General features: G+C 46.0%; 14 protein-coding genes. 11 read left to right on the top strand and 3 right to left on the bottom strand.

Translation table 11 applies throughout. From position 1 onward, the window contains the following. The first annotated feature begins 81 nt into the window (after positions 1–81). Positions 82–1,968, top strand: coding sequence for a membrane protein insertase YidC (gene yidC / locus MRY86_RS15510; RefSeq protein ID WP_293571624.1), 1,887 nt, complete (start codon positions 82–84; stop codon positions 1,966–1,968). Positions 1,969–2,094: 126 nt separating this feature from the next. Here the strand turns inward: yidC and MRY86_RS15505 are convergent, their stop codons facing one another. Then, complete coding sequence (locus MRY86_RS15505; protein ID WP_293569271.1) at positions 2,095–3,324, bottom strand: ROK family protein; 1,230 nt, start codon at positions 3,322–3,324, stop codon at positions 2,095–2,097. A gap of 363 nt (positions 3,325–3,687) precedes the next feature. Continuing rightward, positions 3,688–4,911: an L-fucose:H+ symporter permease gene (gene fucP, locus MRY86_RS15500; RefSeq protein ID WP_293569273.1), complete on the bottom strand. Its 1,224-nt coding sequence runs from the start codon at positions 4,909–4,911 to the stop codon at positions 3,688–3,690. A 292-nt stretch (positions 4,912–5,203) separates the two neighbouring features. Between fucP and MRY86_RS15495 the strand changes: the two genes are divergently transcribed. The 6 genes from MRY86_RS15495 to MRY86_RS15470 all read left to right on the top strand — a co-directional run bounded on the left by MRY86_RS15495 (position 5,204) and on the right by MRY86_RS15470 (position 13,002). Next, positions 5,204–6,097 carry a hypothetical protein gene (locus tag MRY86_RS15495; RefSeq protein WP_293569275.1) on the top strand — a complete coding sequence of 298 codons (894 nt, stop codon included), beginning with the start codon at positions 5,204–5,206 and terminating at the stop codon, positions 6,095–6,097. A 39-nt stretch (positions 6,098–6,136) separates the two neighbouring features. Next, positions 6,137–7,009, top strand: coding sequence for a sulfotransferase (locus tag MRY86_RS15490; RefSeq protein ID WP_293569277.1), 873 nt, complete (start codon positions 6,137–6,139; stop codon positions 7,007–7,009). A 12-nt stretch (positions 7,010–7,021) separates the two neighbouring features. Further along, positions 7,022–8,041, top strand: a complete 1,020-nt coding sequence (locus tag MRY86_RS15485; RefSeq protein WP_293569279.1) for a hypothetical protein — start codon at positions 7,022–7,024, stop codon at positions 8,039–8,041. 77 nt (positions 8,042–8,118) lie between these two features. Continuing rightward, positions 8,119–10,674, top strand: coding sequence for a hypothetical protein (locus MRY86_RS15480; RefSeq protein ID WP_293569281.1), 2,556 nt, complete (start codon positions 8,119–8,121; stop codon positions 10,672–10,674). Further along, positions 10,671–11,615, top strand: coding sequence for a hypothetical protein (locus MRY86_RS15475; RefSeq protein WP_293569283.1), 945 nt, complete (start codon positions 10,671–10,673; stop codon positions 11,613–11,615). The genes MRY86_RS15480 and MRY86_RS15475 overlap by 4 nt, the downstream gene beginning before the upstream one ends. After that, entirely contained in the window at positions 11,590–13,002 is a 1,413-nt protein-coding gene (locus tag MRY86_RS15470) for a sulfatase-like hydrolase/transferase (protein WP_293569285.1), read from the top strand. Before MRY86_RS15475 ends, MRY86_RS15470 begins: the two co-directional genes overlap by 26 nt. Here MRY86_RS15470 and MRY86_RS15465 read toward each other — a convergent pair. Continuing rightward, entirely contained in the window at positions 12,983–14,413 is a 1,431-nt protein-coding gene (locus MRY86_RS15465; RefSeq protein ID WP_293571622.1) for an MBOAT family O-acyltransferase, read from the bottom strand. The genes MRY86_RS15470 and MRY86_RS15465 overlap by 20 nt on opposite strands. A gap of 137 nt (positions 14,414–14,550) precedes the next feature. Here MRY86_RS15465 and MRY86_RS15460 point away from each other — a divergent pair, with 137 nt between their 5' ends. From MRY86_RS15460 to MRY86_RS15445, 4 genes are read left to right on the top strand one after another with little or no spacing between them, the layout of a single operon-like run. Next, a complete protein-coding gene (locus MRY86_RS15460; RefSeq protein ID WP_293571620.1) occupies positions 14,551–15,096 on the top strand; it encodes a carboxymuconolactone decarboxylase family protein in 546 nt (181 codons plus the stop codon). Between the two features lie 30 nt (positions 15,097–15,126). Beyond that, positions 15,127–15,921, top strand: coding sequence for an ABC transporter permease (locus tag MRY86_RS15455; RefSeq protein ID WP_293571618.1), 795 nt, complete (start codon positions 15,127–15,129; stop codon positions 15,919–15,921). Between the two features lie 19 nt (positions 15,922–15,940). Beyond that, entirely contained in the window at positions 15,941–16,771 is an 831-nt protein-coding gene (locus MRY86_RS15450; RefSeq protein ID WP_293571617.1) for an ATP-binding cassette domain-containing protein, read from the top strand. 49 nt (positions 16,772–16,820) lie between these two features. Further along, a complete protein-coding gene (locus MRY86_RS15445) occupies positions 16,821–17,753 on the top strand; it encodes a glycosyltransferase (protein ID WP_293571615.1) in 933 nt (310 codons plus the stop codon). Positions 17,754–17,759 lie beyond the last annotated feature (6 nt).

Raw genomic sequence — 17,759 nt, 5'->3', positions numbered from 1 at the left:
CGGAACATGATTTTCCGGTCTAATTTTTTGACTTTCAGTTATTTAATAGCACGGCATTGGTGAAACAAGTTCAAGATCTGAATGGATAGGAATACGATAATCGGACTCACGCTCATCTTTATCTTGCTGATGGTATGGCAACAGTTTATGGCGCCGACCGAAGCGGAGATACAGGAACAGCAAGCCCGTCAAGACTCTATTGCGCAGGTACAGGCGCGGGAGGACAGCCTCAAGGCAGTAGCAAAAGATACCGTGGAAGCCGTACAACTGGTGGAAACCGTAGATGATTCCCTGGCACTACTACGTCAGCAGGCGGCGTTTGGGCCTTTTGCTGCCGCAGCAGATGGTGAAGAACAAACCCTGGTGCTGGAAAATGACCTGATGAAGGTGAATCTTTCTTCAAAGGGTGGCAGAATTACCTCCGTACTCATCAAAAACCACAAAAAACTCCGCTACCTCGAGGATGCTTCTACCGAAGAAGTGCCGCTTTACCTCCTGGAGGATGAAAAAAACAAGTTTGAATACCTGCTGCCGATAGCCAATCTGCCTTCCGGCGGTGTGAGCACCGGAGGGTTGTATTTCGATGTGGCAGAGCAAAATGAGCAGTCCATCGTCCTTCGTGCACCAACCACTACCGGTGGCTACTTCGAGCAATCTTATTCCATTGCAGACGGTTCTTACAATATTGATTACGATATCAAGCTCGAGCAGCTGAATAACGTGGTGTCTCAGGGCGTGGATCAAATAAAGCTGAGTTGGGTAAACTATCTGGACAAGCTGGAGCACAACGAAGACTACGAGCGCCGCTATTCCACCGTTTACTTCAAACCGATGGATGACGACCCGGACTACTGCAGCTGTACCGGAGACGATACAGAAGAGATTGACGGGCAGCGCCTGAAGTGGGTGTCCAACGCCAATCAGTTCTTCAATACTTCTTTGATTGCCGAGAACGGTTTCGACGGCGGCACTTTTGAAACCAAAATGCTGCCCGAAGAAGGCGAGGACCTCAAGCTGTTGGTTTCAGAAATAGAAATCCCCTACGGCCGCTCAGGCAGTGAGTCTTTTGCCATGCACATGTATGTCGGGCCCAATGAGTTCGACCGCCTCTACAATATGGGGCACGGTTTGCAGGATGTGATCCCTTTTGGCTGGAGCATTTTCGGGTCCATCAACCGATGGATTATCCGTCCGGTGTTCAACTTCCTGTCGAGTTTTATCGGAAGTGCCGGTATTGTAATCCTGGTGCTGACCTTTGTCGTGAAGCTCGTACTGTATCCATTGACTTACAAGATGCTTTACTCCCAATCGAAAATGGCCGCCCTAAAGCCCCGTATGGAGGGGGTCAAGGAGAAATACAAGGACGATCAGCAGCAGCAGCAGATGGAAACCATGAAGATGTACCGCGAATTTGGGGTGAATCCGCTTGGTGGCTGTATGCCAATGGTGCTTCAGATGCCTATTTGGTTCGCCCTGTACCGCTTCTTCCCGGCCTCTATTGAATTCAGGCAGGCGAGCTTCTTGTGGGCCAATGACTTGTCTTCATACGACATTTTCTGGAAACTGCCCTTCGAAATCCCATTCGGCTTCGGTGCGCACATCAGCCTGTTTACCCTGCTCTGGGCTATCACTACACTGATCTACACCTACTACAATACCCGGCATATGGACATGGGCGCCAACCCGGCGATGAAGTACATGCAGTACATCATGCCGATCATGTTCATGGGCTTCTTTAATAGCTTTGCTGCTGGGTTGACCTGCTACCTGCTGTTCAGTAACCTGATCAATATTACGCAGACCATTGTCACCAAGAATTACATCATCGACAATGATAAGATCAACCGGGAGCTGGAAGCGTACAAACAAAAGCCGAAAAAGAAAAAGGGTTTTCAGCAACGCCTGGAAAAAGCCCTGAAGGAACAGCAGGCTATTCAGGAACAGCAAAAGAAAAAGCGCAAAAAATAGCCTGATCTTAAAGGCGCTTATGGAGCGGAGTAGGGGCGAAGATGCTGCTGCTCCGCTTTATTTTTGCTTTTATGGCTGTTAGGAAAACGGGCTATGCCGTTCCAACACATTGTGAGGGCCTGGGCATTAGGCCTTCGTTGCAAGGAACCTGTGCTGTACCAGCAAGCAAGCACCCAGGACACCTGCCCGGTTGCCCAGGTTGGATACCTTGAGGGCGGTATCATTGCTCACCAGGCTCAGGGAGTATTTGTTAAGCGCACTGAGCAATGGCAAGCGGATATAATCTCCGGTAGCGGCAAGACTACCCCCCAGCACAACGAGTTCCGGGTTAAATACGTTGATCAGTGCAGCGATGCCGCGGCCAAGTTGTTCACCAATCTCTGCGATAAGTTCGATGGCTAATACATCATCTGACTGTGCTGTCTGAATAATAGCTTCCAGGTCAATTGTCTTCAAGTGCTCCGGATTTTGCACCAATTGAGTGGTGGCACCGTTGCGGACACGGTTTTTAAATCGTTCCACCAATGCCCATCCGGAAGCTTCGGTCTCCAGGCATCCTTTTTTGCCGCACTGGCAGATAATGTTGTTGTCAAAGACCGGCATGTGCCCAACCTCGCCAGAATATCCTGATTTGCCGTAGTAGAGCTGCCCATCCAGCACCATGCCCATACCGATACCATAATCCAAATTGAGGAACAAGACATTTCGCTCCTGCTCAACCACTCCTGCTGCAAACTCCCCATAGGCCATGGCCCGGGAATCATTTTCAAGTACTACCTGAATGCCAAGTTTGTCTTTGAGGACCTCGCTCAGAGGTTGCTCTTCAAAGTGGAAAAAGCTATAACTAAAGCCGGTAGCTGAGTTGACACGGCCGGTTAGGTTGACACCAATGCCAAGGATTTTTTCCCGAGGCTGGCCTAATTCCTTCATGAAAGATTTGATGAGCAAGCAAAGGGCATCAAGACTTTCCTGAGTATTGGAAAGGGTGTAAGGAACTTGCTCCTTGATTTTTACAATGTTTTTCTGGAAGTCGGTCAGCGCAATGTTTACAAAGGTCCGGTGCACATCCACCCCAAGAAAATAGGCAGACTCGGCAGCCAGGCCGTAGAGGTTAGGCGGGCGCCCGCCGGTGGAGTTGTCCTTGCCATAGTCTTTAACAAACTGCTCCTCCATCAGCTCGTTGAGCAGTGCCGTGACTTTAGGAACCGAAAGGTGCAAGGCTCTGCGAAGGTCGCCAATAGCAGCGGGGCCATGTTCTGCGAAGTAAGCCAGCAAGCGTTTTTTTTGATGGATCGACTTGTAGGCGACGCCGCTCATCTGATCGATGGATTGCTTTGTCAAAAACAACTTGTTCATACCAGGGTTCCTGTTTGATCATATTGACAAATGAAAGCAGTGAAGTTTCAGCATTTCCAGTAGCCAGGTGTCTATCTCAACCGCAATAACTCCATTTTGCTTACCTAAAGGGTCAGGTATTTATGGGCTCAATCGAACCAAGGGTAAATATCGCAGCTTGTTTTTTAAAAATATCAAAAAGAAGCATTTTATTTTTACGTATTTTTATTTTTACTGCTCTTTTTTGAAAATTTTTATTTCAAGAGGCAAATGTTCGGCAGCTATGATGGGCAGCTGGTGGAGCTGCCAAAGCCCTAAGTACAACAGCGCCATCAGGAAGGTTTTCCCTGATGGCGCTGTTGAGGTGAAAAGGTGGTCAGCAGTTTATTCCGCTACTACAAACCCTTTAGGGTGCATGTAGCCCCGGAAGCCATAGAAAGCCACAAACAGGAAGGACACCACGGGGATCCAGAAACTGGCCTGAATGTTAATAGACTCGGAGAGGATGCCCATGATCGGTGGGAAAACCGCTCCGCCCACAATGGCCATAATGATAAAAGACGAGCCCAGCTTGGTATGTTTGCCCAAGTCGCGGACGCCCAGTCCAAAAATTGTGGGGAACATAATCGACATAAAGAAGTTGACCGCAAGGATGGCGTAAACTGCCGCTGCGCCACCCAGCATAATACCCATTAGGCAAAGGCCGGCGGCAATCAATCCGTAAACGCCCAGCAGGGTGCTGTCCTTAATATAAGACATTAGGAAAGTGCCAATGAAGCGGCCGATCACGAACAGCAGAGTACCTGCTACCAGGTAAGCTCCGGAGGCTACTTCCTTACTCACGCCTGGCATCATTTCTGTAACAAAGTCGATGGTAATGCCCCAAAGCCCCGCTTGGGCACCAACATACAGCAACTGCGCAAGCACAGCCAGCATGAGGTGGCGAAACTTGAAAATGGCAGGGTCAAACTTCAGTTTATCGCCCTTGTCCGGCTCGGGCATTTGAGTGCGCCAGATCAGGAGGGCGACCACTAATACCGCCACGGCGATACCCACATAAGGTACGACCACTGCATTAGCGGCTTGTACTTTGGCCTCCTGCGTAGCCATGTCGCCTTCATTGCCAGAGAAGATAAGTAGTCCAGCCAGGTAGGGGCCGACTACCAGTGCAACGCCATTAAAAGATTGTGCAAAGTTGAGGCGCTGAGTGGCATTTTCTCTGGGGCCGAGAATGGTCACATATGGATTAGCAGCCGTTTCCAGAAAAGCCAGTCCGCTGGCAATGACGTAAAGCGCCAACAGGAAGAAGGCAAAGGTGAGCATCTTGGCTGCCGGTATGAAAAGCAGGGCACCTATGGCGTACAGCAGCAGGCCCAAAATGATCCCTTTTTTATAAGTGTATTTTTCCATGTACAGCCCGGCAGGCACTGCAATGGTAAAGTAGCCCAGGTAAAAGGCCGTCTCTACCAAGAGGGCCTGAGCCCGGCTGATGTCAAATACCGGCTGGAAGTGCGAAATGAGTGCCGAGTTGAGGATGTTGGCCAGGCCCCAGAGGAAGAACAAACTGGTGACCAGGATGAAGGGGATTAAGTGTGGATTCTTTTTCATGTACGCTAGGTTTTTTCGTTTCGTTAGTTTGATGACCGGCTATTACAGCGGTTTGTAATGCGATGATAGGATAATTTTTGGATTCAGGTGCAAAAAAAAATGGTGTACTATTAGCGAAACGAAAGAAGAACCGCATTAGGGCTTTGAAAGGATGACTTTGGTATGCAGCTGGGTTTTGGAGGAGGTAAAGTGCAGGAAATAAAGGCCTTCGGTTATATTCCGGAGTAGGAAAAACACAAAGTTTTTTTCTACTCTGGGAATGTCTGCCCGATAACCTATATTTGATTCCGTTATGGCAAAACTTATGCACTTCTTCAATCAAATACTTGGAAGGTCGACAGAGGTAGCCCCTTCACGGAATTGTTATATTCTTACCGGGATTCCGAGGGCTGGAACGACCTTAACCTGTAAGCTGCTGTCCGAACAAGAGCAGGTAGCAGGATTAAATGAGCCAATTCCCTTCCGTAACCTGCAATCCAGGCAAGATGGAGTTGACCGAATCTACAGAAGCTTTGCCCGTTTCAGAGAAAGTCTGATCCGGGACGCTTCCGCTCCGGTCCGTGGGCGCGACGGTAAGATTACTGATAACCATTTTGAAAGGGAGAAAGGGGGCGACCGAAAAAGGGTGATCAAGCGCACAGAAGTGGAATTTGAGCAATCCTTTAGAACTGATTTTAAGCTTTTTATTAAGCATAACGCTGTCTTTACACTTCTTTTAGAAGATCTCCGGCGGGCTTATCCCTGCTTTGCTGTAGTGCGTAACCCCCTTGCTCTGTTGGGTTCCTGGTCAACGGTGAGTGTGCCGGTCTCCCGTGGAAAGATAAGGTATTTGTCATTGCTGGACCCAGAGGCGCAAAGTGCATTGGAAAAAAGGCGGAAGCTGCTGGACCGACAACTGTTTTTACTCGATTACTACTTCAAGGCATACAGTGCCTTGCCAGGGCAACAAGTTTTGAGGTACGAGGATTTGATTGCCTCCAATGGCGGCATTTTGGCAAATATTATGGGGCAACCTTATGATCCTAAAACAGCGCTGTTCAGTAAAAATAAGGGTGAGGTGTACGCCCGCGATCACATGTTGAAGTGTGGGAGCACTTTGCTTGCAGATGAAGCGCACTATTGCTGGCATTTTTATGACCGAACTGAAGTGGAGGCGTTATACCTTTATTATGAAAGGCAAGCGTAGCCCGATTCTGTTTTAGAAGCCTTAATGTGTATAGGTAAGATGAATAAGCGTAAACGGATTATTACAAAGGACCATCCTCTAAAGGATATCCTTCCTTCACGATACTGGTCTCTTCGTGCTCATCTGGAAAGCAAATCTGCTTATGAGCAAATAAATCAGGGGCTGTTTTTTATTGGTTATCCGAGGAGCAGCCATTCTATCCTGGGCGCCTTACTGGATGCCCACCCTGAGGTAGTGGTGAGCCATGAACTGGATGTGCTTGCTTTTCTGGATGCTGGTTTTTCCAAGCGTCAGCTTATTCAAATGATGATAACCCGATCTCGTCAGTTTGCGAAAACAGGCAATCAATGGATGGGCTATAATTACAGGGTTCCCGGCGGGTATCAGGGCCGAGTGGAAACACTAAGGTTAGTGGGGGATAAACGGGGAGGGACCACTACAAAATGGTACAGAAAGGACCCCGCCTTATTTTCCAAACTGCATGAGCTTTTCCCGGAGACGGTCTTTGTGCATATGTACCGCAATCCCTTTGATTCCATCTCAACGAGCTATTTTCGGAGTGAGGCCCGGCGGCGCAAAAAATTCGGTGAAGCGGACTTGTATCGGAAGATCGATCACTTCTTTGATCATGCCAGGGTTATTCACGAATTTGAACAGCAGCAGCCTTTTGAGTTTCGGTCCATAAGGGCAGACGACTTTCTGGAGTCTCCCAAAGAAATTCTGACAGACCTGCTCGGTCATTTTTCCATCAGGGCAAGCCCGAAATACCTGGATAATTGCGCTAGCATCTTATTTGGAAAGCCGCCAAAAAGGAGGAATGAGTTAGAGTTATGGTCATCCCAAACGATTGCATACGTGCAAAAAAGAATGCCCGAAACACCCTATTTTGAAGGGTATCAATTTGCTGAATAGCGCAGAAAAGTTATGAATAGATCAGCACGCAGGGTTTTATTCCACCGGTCATGGACCAAATACAATGGGGGCACAAGCGGAGGGCAGCTCAAAGTCCGGGACGCGTTTGAGCATTTTGCTTCATCAGATCAGTTTGAACCTCAGGTATACTTTGGGCCGGAAACGGTTTGGTATGATAACCCTGGCAATGTTTGGTGGCCTTATCGGGAAAGGGCATTAGATAAATGGGAAATACAAGAAACGGACCTGCTCTTTTTCGCCGGCTGGGATTGGAAAGTGCTTCCGCCTGAGCAACGTGAAAAGCCTCCTGTTCCGGTTTTGAATATTGCGCAGCCTCGTCAGATTATGCTTCCGGATGCAAGACGGGATTTTTTAAAACACCCGGCTATCCGGATTGCCAAAAGCTCCCTGGGAAAGCAAAAGCTCGAAGAATACGGCGTCAATGGCCCGGTCTTTTTTATACCTGACGCGATTGACTTCAGCCTGATCCCGGAGCCACACCCCGAGCCTTCGCTGGATGTCCTCATCGTGGGCTTAAAGAACCCAAGAATAGCCAAAGTCCTGGAAAGGCGGCTGAAGTGGCACAATTTCCTCAAAAAGGATAAAATTAAGTATAGAATACAAGTACCGCCTAAGTTGCCTACCCGGCAGGATTTTCTAAACCTGGTCAATCAGGCCCGGATTGTAGTCTACCTCCCCCTAACAGAAGCGCAGGGTGCAGAGGGGTTTTATCTACCCGCTCTTGAAGGTATGGTCATGGAGAAGCTGGTAATTTGCCCTTACGCAGTAGGGAATGTGGACTTTTGTATACCGGGAGAAACCTGTCTGCAGCCGGTCTATAATGTGCGTTCTATTTTCGATGCCATCATTCATGCCTTTCGTATGCCTAAAGCAGTGAAAGCTGCCCTTATCCGTAATGGTAAGGCCATATCGAGCAATCATCAATTGGATAGGGAACGAGCCTCGCTGCTTAATCTGGCTAGCCAGGCAGATGAAATTTGGAACGCCCATTTCGGGCATAGGCTTGGCTAAACAGTCAAAATCTTTCTTAGTTTTGTAATCTGTTTTACCTTTTGTATTTGATACGATAAATCAAAACTTTGATTTTAATGTCTTTGATTTCTACACGATCCATTTCTGGAAGTACAGAATACACCGAAATGTCGAATATTTCCATTTCTGAAGGCATTCATGTTTTGATAGGGGTTCTGTCTGTCCTGGGGATGGTTCACTTCTTGAATATAGAGAAGGCACTTGGGCTTGAACAGCTATTATGGGTAGTAGTTATTGGCTTCATTGCTTACAATATTTTCTCGCAGTCTTTGAGGCTTCCTTTGTTGTTTGTTTTGAACGTGATTGCCATTTTTATACTTTTTGGTTGGATCGACGGTGGGCTGCTATTGCTTTTGGGGCTAGGGTTGTTTGCCATTGTTGATGCTGATACCTCAGTGCGCAACCGGACGGCCTTACTACTTATAATCACTGCTCTGTTAGCAACAGCCAGGCTTGGTTACCTCCCATTTTATCATGGTAGCACCCTGTTGCCGGTTTTGGGAGCGCTATTTATGTTCCGTTCAATTCTGTATCTGTATGAACAAAAGTATATTCAAGCATCCTCACCTATTTGGATAAGGCTAAACTACTTTTTCATTTTACCCAATCTGGTTTTTTTCATCTTTCCGGTAGTAGACTATAAGACCTTTACTCAGAGTTATTACAAAAAGCCAGCCTTTGAGACCTATAAAAAAGGAGTGTTGTGGATGGCAAATGGCGTCTTTCACCTCTTTCTGTACCGCCTGATTTACTACTACGCTATTCCGGATCCCGCAAAAATCAACAACGTTTATTCATGGCTGCAGTATGCAATCGCTTCATATGCGTTAATTGTGCGGCTAGCTGGAATCTTCCATTTCTCAGCTGGAGTTATTTGCCTTTTTGGGTTTGACCTGCCACCCACTTTCCGGCATTACTTTTTCGCCAACAGCTTCAGTGATCTTTGGCGTCGGATCAATATGTACTGGAGAGATTTTGTCATGAAAGTGTTTTATTACCCTATATACTTTAAGGTCAAGCAAATTGGAACAGTACGCGCAATTGTCGTAAGCATATTATTAACCTTTGTTGTCAATTGGTTTTTGCATGCCTATCAATGGCTTTGGTTAAAGGGGACCGTTTTGCTGACAGTACAGGATACGACTTTTTGGGCGATTTTTGGTTTAGCTGTCGCTGCTAATTCCTATTATCAGGCACACCGGCGGCCCAAGCGAAAAGACCCGAAATTGTTTTACTGGAAGGATAGTATCGAGTTATCTGCCAGGGTTTTAGGTGTTTTTAGTTTTATGACTTTTTTGTGGTCGTGGTGGACAGCTCCTTCAGTATCGGCTTGGCTCAAAGGGCTCCTGGTTTGGAAAACGGTCTCTCCTGCCCAATTGGGGGTGATTTTTGGAGTTGCCGGAGGTATTGTACTTGTAGGGACGCTTTTCCAGTTTTTAGAATTTCAGTACCGGCAAACAGCGAAACCTGTTGTGGGAGGGGGCAGCGATTGGAGGTATGCTTTTGCTACACTGGTCTTGCTCTTATTAGCTTCGGTTGGAGCAATTCCTTTTTTTCAGCAGTCAGTGGCTTCCAGTTTTGCTATTGATATTGAGCCTGTCCTAACGACAAAACTAAATGCACGCGATCGGAGTGCGCAGTTCCAGGGCTACTATGAAACCATGTTGGCTGAGAATTCAATATTGGATTCGCCTCTGGAAGAATTGAATAAAGATCGGCCCGAGCAATGGGAACAACTTCACACAACCGGAGCAATCATTAAAATGGATGACATAACAGCAAAGAGGCTTCGTCCAAATCTTGATATGGAATTTAAAGGTGGGCACTTTACCACCAATACTTTTGGCCTACGCGACCGGCCCACTACCCAACGAAAACCGGATGGTGTCTTCAGGATTGCTTTGCTGGGAGGGTCTATTGAGATGGGCAGCGGAGTAGATACCGACGAAACTTACGAAAACCTTTTTGAGGATCGGCTCAATGCCAGCAATTCTCTTGACAACTATGAAAAAGTTGAGATCTTAAACTTTTCAGTGTCCGGAATTCATCTTCCTCAGCACTTTGCGATTTTTGAATCTCGTGCAACTCCCTTCAAGCCAGATGCTGTCATCTACACTTCACATTCCAATGAAGCCAGCAGGATTGCTAAAAACCTGGCGAAGCTTCATTCAGCCGGGATAAATATTGAGGATGCTTATTTGAAAGAATTCTTTAGCTCACTAAGATTGCCTAAGGTGCCGTCTGCTGGAGATTACGCAGCGGCCCTTGAGCCCAAAATGGATACCTTCATTCATTGGGGGCTCAATAGGATAAAGACTCATGCTGACCAAATTGGGGCAATTCCGATATGGGCAATGGTACCTGCGCTGGATGGTGTAGAAACGCCGGCAGAGAATGACCGCTTGCTTAAATTGGCAAAACAGCTTGGTTTTCATATTCTGGATTTAAGGAACTACTACGAGGGGTATGAGGTCGAAGAGATTATTTTAGGCTCATGGGATAGACACCCTAACCAGCTTGGGCATCAGCTAATGGCAGAAAAGATTTACACTGAGTTTATGAACAATACCTCTCTTTTGGAAGCCATACGAAAAAATCCCCAGCAAAAATGAAAAGGTTTACAGCAAAACTTCTTCTTTTCCTTTTCCTCGTGGGCGGGGGGTACGGTGCCATTCAATACCGCATTAGCGCAAGTTCGGATGTTTACTACTGGAAGGCTACCGGGACAGCTTCGTCTATTGTGCTTGGAGGCTCCAGGGCAAAAAAAGGCTTAGTCACGTTTGTCTTAAAAGAGGAACTTGGACTTGAAGAACCCTTTATCAATTTTGCATTTAATGGAGCACAGTCTCCATATGGCTACGAGTATATGTCTGCTATAAAAAGGAAGATCGGACGTAGCTCGATGAAATCAGGTGAGCGCCGGTTCTTTGTTTTGTCGGTTTGTCCTGGCAACATTATGGACTTTGGAGGAGAACGCTATCCAAGAGAGAAGGACTTTGCTTTTTTTGACCTCTGGAATTTGACTATGCACCCCAACTTGGAATATTTATTCCGAAATCCAAGAGGAAGTAAAGCCTTGATGGAAGAGCTTGTTGAAGGAGAAAGGCAGAACAATAAAAAAATATTCAGAGATGGCACTGTGCTGTCCTTCGCAAGCAATAAAGATCAATTAAAACAACGACAAAATCATAAACGCAGAGAGAAGTTGATCAGATATGAGTTGATCCAATCGGATATAAGAGAAGCCGCATTATCAGAAATTATTTCCTGGTTATCGGAATATGGATACGTCGTTTTGGTCCGATTGCCGGTGAGCCCTTTAATGCTTAAGGAAGAGAACGAAGCATGTCCGGGCTTTGATAAAAAAATGGCGGCACTGGCAGAGGGCAACAGCAAAACGAAATATTTTAATTATACCACTCCAGATCTAATGAATAAGTACCTGTTTTTCGATGGTAACCACCACCTTGAAGGCAACAGTGCGATTCAGTTTTCTGCTGATCTAAGTGCAAAAATGCTACAGGAATATGGATTTCGCGCCATTTCAAAATAGGTTTCGGACCTTGCCGTTTACTCTTGCTTTGCTTCTCGTCATGGTTCTTGCATGTACCAACGAAAGGGAGGCCGTTTCACGCTCCGGAACATCAAAGCATCCTGATATCATATTCATCCTGGCGGATGACTTGGGCTATGGATCGCTAAGTGTATATGGCAGCAGAACGATTCATACCCCTCACTTAGACTCCATTGCTCGGGAAGGGATTCTCTTTACCCAGTTTTACGTAGCTAGTCCAGTTTGTTCCCCTAGCCGAGCTTCGCTTTTAACAGGTATGCAGCCATGGAGTGTGAATGTCCCAACCGTTCTGAGGCCTGGAAAGGTTGACCATACAAGCGGTATTGACTCTGAAGTGCCGCTACTTCCCCAAATATTGAAACAACAGAGATATCGTAGCGCGTTGATTGGGAAGTGGCATTTGGGGTATCAGGACACCCAGCATCCGCTTAAATTGGGGTTTGACCAATTTTCAGGCTTCCTGACCGGGCATATTGACTACATCAGTTATCAAGACCCTAACGGTATTTATAATCTTACGGACGGAGGGAAAGAAGTTAAGCCAGAAGGTAAACATCTCACCACATGGCTTACCGATAAAGCTATTGATTATATAAAGTCTTATGATGCGGCAGACCCCTATTTTCTGATGCTAAGCTACACCAACCCACATAAGCCTTTTTTGTTGCCGGGGGAAGCGCCTTTGTTCCCCCACAGAACTCGAAAACCGGATGTGTCTCCTGAAAAGTACGGAGCATTGGTAGAGCTGTTGGATCAAGAGATTGGCAAACTATTTGAAGTGATCTGGGAAAAAAATCCGAATACACTAGTCATCTTTTTGTCTGACCATGGCGCTCCGACAGGTGTGCGGGGCAATGGTGCCCTTCGGGGAGGGAAAGGAACCTTGCTTGAGGGAGGGATTCGAGTGCCTGCAATTGTACATTGGCCAGGTCATATCCACGGTAGCAAAGTGGTAAACACCCCTTACCACGTCTGTGATTTATACCAATCCATCATTAAGGCGGCTTCCTGTGTGCCATATGAAGAGGCGCAAGGCATTGTAATTTCAGCATTCCAAAATGCTGCCCCCCCAGAAGCCTCCTCTGCACCGGCTTTTAGATTCTGGTCTTTTCAAGATGTCCTGGCCATACGGAAGGGTGACCTTAAAGCGGTCTTTATTCCGGCAGAGGGATCAAAAAAAATGATTGATCATTACCTCAAGCCGGAGGAAGAACAGGTACTTCAACCGGTTACATCCAGGTATGGAGGGCATTACCCAATTTTGTTTGATTTGTCAGAGGACCCGTCTGAGTCTAATAACAAGGCACTTCTGGAACCGGAAATCACTTTGGAACTATATAACCTAATTAAAACTCAAAGTAAATAAACTGTACATCAGAAGGAATTCTCAGGAACCAAACTGCAAGCCCCATCAGAAGATAAAGGCTCCACCTGAGCCAGGTGTGCTTTAAGTTAAGCAACTCGAGGGTAGGGAGATGTTTGCGGGAGTATTCGAAAACTACGGCAAAGGCTAAGGCTGTTAGCATCACTTGTAATTTAAAGGAAGAAATCCCCGGATTCAGACTCACCGTAGGAGCCGTAAATATTTTACCGATCATCATGATGGCTTGCTCTGCCGAAGTTGAACAGAAAAAAATATTTGCAAGGGTAAAAGCGTTAAAGAAAAGCAGAAAGCCCAGAAATTTAATACCTCTTTTCCCAAGCAGTGCATTATCAAGAAAAGTACTTACAGGTTGCAGTGCCCGCTCAATGATCATATAAATGCCGTGCAATACCCCCCATATAATATAGGTCCAGTTGGCACCATGCCAAAGGCCAACAAAAAAGAAGATGTAGAGGGGCCCGATAGAGAGATGGGCAAGGTTCTTTTCATTAAGATTTAAAGGGATGTAGACATAGTCTCTTATCCAGTGGGTCAGGGTAATATGCCAGCCCCGCCAGAAGTTCCGGAATGAAGAGGAGAGCAGGATCAGCGGGTCGAAGTTTTTTGATAAACGAACGCCCAGTATCCGTGCTGTACCGACAGCCATATCCTGATAGGCCGAAAAATCATAGTAAATCTGGAAGAAAAACAAGTAGGAAGCAAATAGAACTGTCCATCCTCCGTGGTTGTCCGGAGTAGCATATACGGAACCCACGTACAGTCCGATATAGTCCGCCACGACCAGTTTTTTAAATAATCCCCAGAGGAACAACCTTAAGCCTCCGGTGACCCGTGCCGCATCAAATTTGTAGTTGAAATGTAATTGTGGCAACAAATCCCTGGCTCGTTCGATTGGGCCGGCTACCAACTGAGGGAAAAACGAAACATAGATAGCGAACTTACCGAGGTGCCTGACTGGTTGTTGGTTTTTTCTAAAAACATCGATCGTATAGCCAATAGTTTGAAAGGTATAGAAAGAGATACCTATCGGCAGCAGAAAATCCAGAAAAAATGGCTCGAAATCCGGATCGCGCAGCCGGATTAGCCAGGCAAACTGCTCGGAAAAAAAGTTGAAGTATTTGAAAATACCCAGTAAACCAAGATTTACGATTAAGCTGAGAATCAGCCAGCCTTTCCTTACTGATTGCTTTTTAGAGCTATGAATCCGGATCGCTGCCACATAATCCAAAACGGTGGAAGTCCAAAGCAGCACAATGTACCATGGATTCCAAAACATATAAAACCCATAACTGGTGAGAAGCACCCAAACCCATCGATAAGAGGTGTTTAGGGCAAAGTAAACAACAATAACGATAGGAAAGAGCAGAAGGAAATCAAGCGATTGAAATAACATTGGCTCGCTGCCTTTTGTCAGGTTCGATTTTTCAGTCCCTAAAGTATAAATTTTTTGCGTTGAGTTGCTATATTTCTAATTGTACTTCGTTGCTTTGTAAATGGCAATAATGAACGGTTTAATTTAGAGGAGTAACTATGGCTTATATTGATTCAGGAAATAATCGCATGGGAATTGTGGAGTTGCTGCTCTACAAACCGGTTACTGGAAAAATAATTTCTGAGTTTACTAATGCTTTATTGCAGGGGCCTTCGCCTTTATCAGTTGCTCAGCGGGAGATGATTGCTACCTTTGTTTCTCATCTTAATGGTTGTGAATTCTGTTACAAAATGCATAAAGCTGTAATGGAAAGTGCCGATGCCGAAGAAGGTGAAATACTGGAATGTGCCATTTATCAGGTGGAATCTGAAAAGGTTACGCCAAAGTTGAAAGCGCTGCTGAAGCTGGCTAAACTCATTCAGTCCAATGAACTGCATGCTATGGAAAAAGAGATCAGCAACGCTCATGCTGCCGGTGCCAGCGATGAAGAAATACACGATACAGTTTTGATTTCAAGCGCTTTTTGTATGTTTAACCGTTACGTTGACGGTTTAGGTGCAAACTTGCCGAAGGATGAGGGCGCTTACTCTTCCCTTGGTGCATTTGTGGCTAAACAAGGCTATAAATCATCTTTATCGAAATAAAGGTAAGCTTCGGCTACTTAAAAAACGGGTATGAGAACCTTCCTGAGAAAGATAAAAGCCTGGTGGTACCTGGTCAAGCAACTGACACAGGTGGAAATCATAGGCATGTACAAGAAATCCTTTCTGGGTATGGCTTGGATGTTCATCCTGCCTATTCTGGCGGTTATCATCTGGGTTGTTCTAAACGGAGCGGGTGTGGTAAATCCTGGTGAGACGGATATCCCTTATCCTGCCTATGTATTGCTCAGCACCTCTATATGGGGGTTCTTTCTGGAGGCTTACAAGTCTGCAAGCAATTTGCTGACCAAAAACGGGCGTATGCTGATTATGTCTGAAGTACCTTTTGAGCCCTTGCTGACGCAAAAGGTAGTGGTACACCTGATCAATTTTATCATCCCATTTGCTGTCAACCTGATCGTATTGCTGGCATTTGGCGTTCGGTTTTCTGCTATGGCCTTGCTATTTCCGCTTTCACTTATTCCACTATTGCTTCTGGGCATGGCGATCGGAATGGTTGTGGCAATTTTCCGGGTGATTATGGTGGATGTGGCCAATTTAGTTGACGAAGGGATGAAGCTGCTAATGTTCCTGACCCCTATCGTATACACTCCCAAAATTACAGCTAGCTGGCTGGAAGTAATCGTGGGGTACAATCCGCTAACGTATCTGATTGGATTTAGCCGCGACCTCCTGACAAGTGGTACGCTGTTCAGGCCTTTGGAATATCTGATTTTTTCAGGTATAAGTATGTTGTTGGTCGTAATTTCGTTCCGGTTCTTACTAAAATCCAGCACTCTTGTCCTGGAGCGGCTCATCAATAATTAATTCCACTTAACTTAAGCTCATGGCTGACCATCTGTTAGAAGTTGACCAACTGTCCAAAAAATTCTGCCGACGCCTAAAGCGCAGTTTGTATTATGGAATTACGGATGTAGCCCGTCAGGCTGTGGGCAAGCCGATAAGCACCACGCTTCGCCCTGAGGAGTTTTGGGCGGTAAATGAGGTGTCTTTCAAGGTTGCCCCGGGAGAGGTCATTGCGGTTGTTGGAGCTAACGGTTCCGGGAAGACGACGCTGATGCGGATTATTGCGGGCATTTACCACCCTACCAAAGGAAAGGTGCTTTACCCCAAGCCTTTAAAAGTAACGCCTATTTTTGCCCTAAATGTAGGGCTGCGCAACGAGTTTACCGGATTGGAAAACATCAAACTAAAGGCGGCTATTTTTGGCATGACGGAAGCAGAACTCAAACGTAAATTAGACTTTATTATCGACTTTTCTGAGTTAGAATATGCGCTCGCTACGCCAGTCGGCAACTATTCTTCCGGTATGCGCGCGCGCTTGTCCTATTCTGTAGCCATTGCTACGGAGCCAGACTTGTTCATTATTGATGAGGCGCTCGCGGTAGGCGATAGCCTTTTCAAAACCAAATGCTACGAACACCTCGGCGAGTATGTGCAGGAGAAAGAGCGGGCCGTATTGTACGTGACTAACCGGATCCGAAAAGTAATGGCACTTGCCAACCGGGTTTTGGTCATGCGTGGAGGGCGCTTACTACAGGACTCCCGGAATACCACAGAAGCACTTGAGTACTATATTAATGATATCGTAGGTGATAAAATGACAGACGATCTTAAAGAACTGAAATTAAAAAAAATCCGTCACTTCGAGATGTGAGCTACTGAAAAGTGAGGTTTTATGATCTGTCACTTAAATCTACTTTAAAATGCCTATCTGGTCAAAAACTAAGCAAAAACCTCATTGCCTGGTCACCATCACTTCCTCAGACTTTGTACCTGGCACCTTAGTCATGCTTTATTCCTTTTTCAAGCACAACAAGTGGTTTGATGGGGACGTAATCATTTATGCCTGCGACCTGAATTTGCAGGAAAAACAAATGCTTGAGCGCTTTCCTAATGTGATTTTTGCAGAGCCTGAAAAAGACCTTTCTGATGCTATAGAGCGGGTAGTAGCGGTAAGCCCGCAATTGGGCCCTAGAAAGATGATTTTTTACTCCCTAAATATTTTTCGGCTAAAAGGGTACAATCGCTATTTGTATATAGACAGCGACGTGTTGATCTGCAGCGATTTCAGTGAACTTATGGCAATGGATCATCCTATGATGTGCGTTCCTGACCGGGCTACTTATATGGGGAAAGCAAAGGACAGTATCACTTACTTAACAGTCCAGCCGCAAAGTACTACAGGTCAGTACTGGTACCGTACCTTTAATGCAGGTATTATGTTTTTCACAGCAGATTGGATCAACGAAAAAAACTATAGAAAGCTATTGGGGTTTTTGGTTCCTGAGTTGTACCAAGAGCTTAAACACCCAACAACTGACCAGTATTTGCTAAACAAGTGTTTTCATAAAAACTATCATCTTTTGCCGGGCACTTACAACTTTAGGTTAGGGCTCGCTGAAATAATGAAAGCGCAAGAAGGTTGTACGCTGGATACCGCCAAATTAATACACTTTGCTGGCAAAAGGAAGCCGTGGGTGCATCAGCATATTGAAAGAGCAATACCCAAAGTCCCCTTGTTCTATGAAGCAATGATGAAATGGCAAAATGCATATCATGAATACCTTGGTTTTGTAAAGCAATACGAAGATGGGCAGTCTGCACAATCTTTACTTAGCAAAGGAAAAGGTGAGTAGGATTGA

Origin of the sequence: Phaeodactylibacter sp., from assembly GCF_022763345.1 — a bacterium.
In the GTDB taxonomy this organism is placed as follows: Bacteria; Bacteroidota; Bacteroidia; order Chitinophagales; family Saprospiraceae; genus Phaeodactylibacter.
The sequence above is the reverse complement of the archived record's forward strand: the minus strand, read 5'-3'. Positions and strand labels throughout refer to the sequence as shown.